The sequence below is a fragment of the uncultured Jatrophihabitans sp. genome, from assembly GCF_964244045.1.
In the GTDB taxonomy this organism is placed as follows: Bacteria; Actinomycetota; Actinomycetes; order Mycobacteriales; family Jatrophihabitantaceae; genus Jatrophihabitans.
In genome coordinates this window covers 1-4,339 of the sequence record NZ_CAXTHK010000034.1, presented here as the reverse complement: position 1 = coordinate 4,339, position 4,339 = coordinate 1, and the positions used below count along the sequence as shown (strand labels likewise).

At 67.8% G+C, this 4,339-nt stretch carries 1 protein-coding gene and 2 pseudogenes; 1 reads left to right on the top strand and 2 read right to left on the bottom strand.

What is annotated here, in order from left to right:
- Positions 1-292 (bottom strand): annotated as a pseudogene (locus ACFFC4_RS18830) (hypothetical protein); the annotation flags it as partial.
- A gap of 403 nt (positions 293-695) precedes the next feature.
- On the opposite strand from ACFFC4_RS18830, the gene ileS reads away from it, so the two are divergent.
- The gene (gene ileS, locus ACFFC4_RS18825; protein ID WP_375503713.1) at positions 696-3,818 is read left to right on the top strand and encodes an isoleucine--tRNA ligase; all 3,123 of its coding nucleotides are present in this window, start codon (positions 696-698) and stop codon (positions 3,816-3,818) included.
- A 173-nt stretch (positions 3,819-3,991) separates the two neighbouring features.
- Here ileS and ACFFC4_RS18820 read toward each other — a convergent pair.
- Positions 3,992-4,339 (bottom strand): annotated as a pseudogene (locus ACFFC4_RS18820) (hypothetical protein); the annotation flags it as partial.

Here is a 4,339-nt window from a genome sequence, read left to right as displayed (position 1 = left end):
GTGCAGCCTTCTTGGCCGGTGCGGCCTTCTTGGCCGGTGCAGCCTTCTTCGCTGGTGCAGCCTTCTTCGCTGGTGCAGCCTTCTTAGCCGGGGCCTTGGCCGGTGCGGCCTTCTTAGCAGGTGCAGCCTTCTTCGCTGTTTTCTTCGCAACCGCGAGGACGCGGCTGCTCTGCGCAGGATCCGCAGCATCTGCGACTGACGTGCTGGCCGCGGCGGGACCCGACGAGCGCTCGGAGCGCCCGCCGGAACCGACGCGACGCAGGGCTCGACTGATCCGCCCGACTGCTGCCATGGCTACCTCTTCCAAGTCGGGCAGCCAACGCACAGAGCACTCGCGAGGCGTTGCCGCAAAGGCGGTCAATATATGGTCCCGATCACCGCACCGCCACCCCCCACGCCCTTAAACGGTCCGCCACTGATGGCGAGGCCGACTAGGCTGGGGCTGCAACGACGAGGACGAGTAGTCGCGGGGCCCCAGCCCGAGCGACCCGGGGACGGTGTGAGCCCGGGGGTCAGGGCCGTGGCGAAATCACCTCCGAGCACCGGAAGAACGGCGTCGCAAGGCGTCCCAGTAGACCCGGAATCGAACGAAGTGGGCCCGGTCGCGCCAGGCGATCAGGTCAACGAGGGTGGTACCGCGGGGCGTGAGCCTCGTCCCTCGAGTCGGACGCAGGACTCGAAGGAGCAGCAGCATCATGACCGGCTACGAACCACTCGCCCCGCACGTCGATCTGCCTGCGCTCGACCATACGATCATCGAGCGCTGGACCGACTCCAAGGTCTTTCAACGCAGCGTCGACGCCACTGCGCGCGGCCCGGAGTGGACGTTCTACGAGGGCCCGCCGACGGCCAACGGGATGCCGGGCACCCACCACGTCGAAGCCCGAGTTTTCAAGGACGTCTTCCCCCGCTATCGCACGATGAAGGGTTACCACGTGGCGCGCCGCGCCGGGTGGGACTGCCACGGGCTGCCCGTCGAGCTGGCCGTCGAGAAGGAACTCGGCTTCACCGGCAAGCCCGACATCGAGGCCTACGGCATTCAGGCGTTCAACGCCAAATGCCGCGAGAACGTCCAGCGACACGTCGACGCCTTTGAGGCCATGAGCGAGCGCATGGGCTACTGGGCCGACTACGAGCACGCCTACTGGACGATGACACCCGATTACGTCGAATCGGTGTGGTGGGCGTTGAAGACAATCTTCGACAAGGGCCTGCTCGTCGAGGACTTCCGGGTCTCGCCGTACTGCCCGCGCTGCGGGACGGGCCTGTCCGACCACGAGGTCGCGCAGGGCTACGAGGACATCACTGACCCGTCGGTGTACGTACGCTTCCCGCTGACGTCCGGTCCCTGGGCCGGACGCGCTGACCTGCTGGTGTGGACGACGACGCCCTGGACCTTGATCTCGAACACCGCGGTGGCCGTCAACCCTGAGGTCGACTACGTGGTTGCCCGCCACGGCGAGAGCACCCTCGTCGTCGCGCAACCGCTGCTGGGCAAGGTGCTCGGCGACGACGTCGAGGTGCTCGAGACGTTCTCCGGGCGCGACCTCGAGCGTTGGGCCTACGCGCGGCCCTTCGCGCTCGTCGACATCCCCGACGCGCACTTCGTCGTCCTTGCCGACTACGTCACCACCGACGACGGTACCGGGCTCGTCCACCAGTCCCCTGCCTTCGGCGCCGACGACCTCGCGGTCTGCCGCGCCTACGGCCTGCCGGTCGTGAAACCGGTAGGCACCGGCGGACACTTCCTGGCCGATCTGCCACTCGTCGGCGGCATGTTCTTCAAGGACGCCGACGAACCGATCGTGCGCGACCTGCGCAAGCGCGAGCTGCTGTTTCGCCACGTCCCTTATGAACACAGCTATCCGCACTGTTGGCGCTGCCACACGCCGTTGATGTACTACGCGTTGCCGTCCTGGTACGTCCGGACCACCGCAATCAAGAATGAACTGCTCGCCGAGAACCAGGCCACCAACTGGCAGCCGAGCACGATCAAGAACGGTCGCTACGGCGACTGGCTGAACAACAACATCGACTGGGCGCTGTCGCGCGACCGCTACTGGGGCACTCCGCTGCCGGTCTGGCGCAACGACGAGGACCCCACCAAGCAGATCTGCGTCGGATCGCTGGCCGAGCTGCACGAGCTGTCGGGCGTCGAGCTCGACGACCCGCACCGCCCCTTCGTCGACGACGTATCGTTCACCGTCCCGGGCCAGGGCGGAACATACCGTCGGGTACCCCAGGTGATCGACGCCTGGTTCGATTCCGGGTCGATGCCGTTCGCGCAGTTCGGTGCGCCTTATCGCAACAAGGACGAGGCCGACGCCGCCTACCCGGCCGATTTCATCTGCGAGGCCATCGACCAGACGCGTGGCTGGTTCTACTCGTTGATGGCGGTCGGCACGCTCGTCTTCGGCCACTCGTCCTACCGCAACGTTGTCTGCCTCGGCCACATCCTGGCCGAGGACGGGCGCAAGATGAGCAAGCACCTGGGCAACATCCTCGAACCGATCTCGCTGATGGACCGCCACGGCGCCGACGCGGTGCGCTGGTTCATGCTCTGCACGGGCTCACCGTGGTCGGCACGGCGGGTCGGCCACAAGGTGCTCGACGAGATCGCGTCCAAGGTCATCCGCACGTACTGGTCGATCGCGTCGTTCCAGTCGCTGTACGCCAGAGCGAACTCATGGCTACCGGACGCGCATTCTGGCGAACGCACGATGCTCGACAAGTGGGCGCTGTCCGAGGCCCACCGGGTCACCCGTGAGGTGGACGAGGCACTCGACGCCTTCGACCCTGCGCGGGCTGGGCGGGTGCTCGCCGACTACATCGACGACCTGTCGAACTGGTACGTCCGGCGTTCACGCCGGCGGTTCTGGGACGGTGACCCCGCGGCCCTCGGCACGCTGCACGAGTGCCTGGAGATCTTGACTCGTCTGCTGGCCCCGCTGATCCCGTTCGTCACCGAGCAGGTATGGGGGGCATTGTTTGCGGCCACCGGTGGCGCCGACTCGGTGCACCTGATGCCGTTCCCACAGGCCGACGCGGCGACGGTCGATCCGGCGCTCGCCGAGCAGGTTGCGCTGGTGCGCCGACTCGTCGAGCTCGGCCGGTCCGCCCGCGCCGACTCCAAGATGAGCACTCGCCAACCGCTGGGTCAGGCGCTGATCTCCGCGCCCGGGTGGACGTCCCTGCCGCTGGAGCTGCAGGACCAGGTGCGCGACGAGCTCAACGTGGTGTTGCTAGCCGACCTGAGTGACGCCGGCGAGCTCGTCGAGCTGTCGGTGAAGGCCAACTTCCGCGAGCTCGGCAAGGTGTACGGCAAACGAACCCAGCAGGTCGCCAACGCGATCTCGGCGGCAGCCGCCAGCAACGTCGAGGCGTTCGTGGCGCACTTTCGTGAGGGCAGCGCGACGGTCGAACTGGATGGCGAGGTGCTGTCCATCGTCGGCGACATGGTGGTGGTGTCGGAAACGCCCCGTTCCGGTTGGGCCGTGGCCGCCAACGGCGCCGACACCGTCGCTCTCGATCTCGAGCTCACCCATGAACTGCGCTTGGCGGGACTCATCCGCAGGATCGTCCGGATCGTGCAGGACGCACGCAAGAACGCCGGCCTCGAGGTCACGGAACGGATCGAGCTGTCCTGGCGCGTCGGCGGTTCGCCCGAACCGGCCGAGGCGATCCGGACGCACGGCGAGCAGCTGGCTGTCGAGGTCCTGGCTACCTCGTTGACCGAGGGTGCACCGAGCGACCCGGAGTCGAGCTACTCAGTCAGCGACGACGAACTCGGGTTGACGATCTGGCTGCGCCGGGTCTGATGAGCTGCCAGCGCCGGGTCTGACTGAGCTGGCAGCGCCGGGTCTGACTGAGCTGGCAGCGCCGGACTCGACTGTGCTGGCGGCGCCGGGCCTCATCGAGTGGCGGGTTATCGGCCGAGTGGCGCGTTATAAAGCACCACTCGAGCCGTAACGCACCACTCGACGAGCTGAGGTCAGAACGCGCGGGGCTGGCACAGCGAGCAAGGCTGGAAGCCGTCGGCCTCGGCCTCGCTCTTGAGGATGGGCTCGGCGACCTGCGCCTTGATGATCAGGCAGTCCTGCGCGTGGAAGCGCGGCCGTCCGTCGACCACCCAGACCCGGACCCCGCCCGCTCCGCCAGCTGGGGCGGCCGTTGCCTCCGCGGGCAGGGCGGCAGCGACGAGTTCTGGTTCCGGTTCGGGCTCGGGCTCGGGCTCGGGTTCGGGCTCGGGTTCGGGTTCGGGTTCCGGCTCGGGCTCGGGTTTCGGCTCGGGCTCGGGCTCGGGCTCCGGCTCGGGTTCGGGCTCGGGCTCGGGCGCGGG

What these genes read in the sequence shown, in the direction of transcription:
- ileS (WP_375503713.1), top strand. Translation starts at nt 696, where the DNA reads ATGACCGGCTACGAACCACTCGCCCCGCACGTCGATCTGCCTGCGCTC.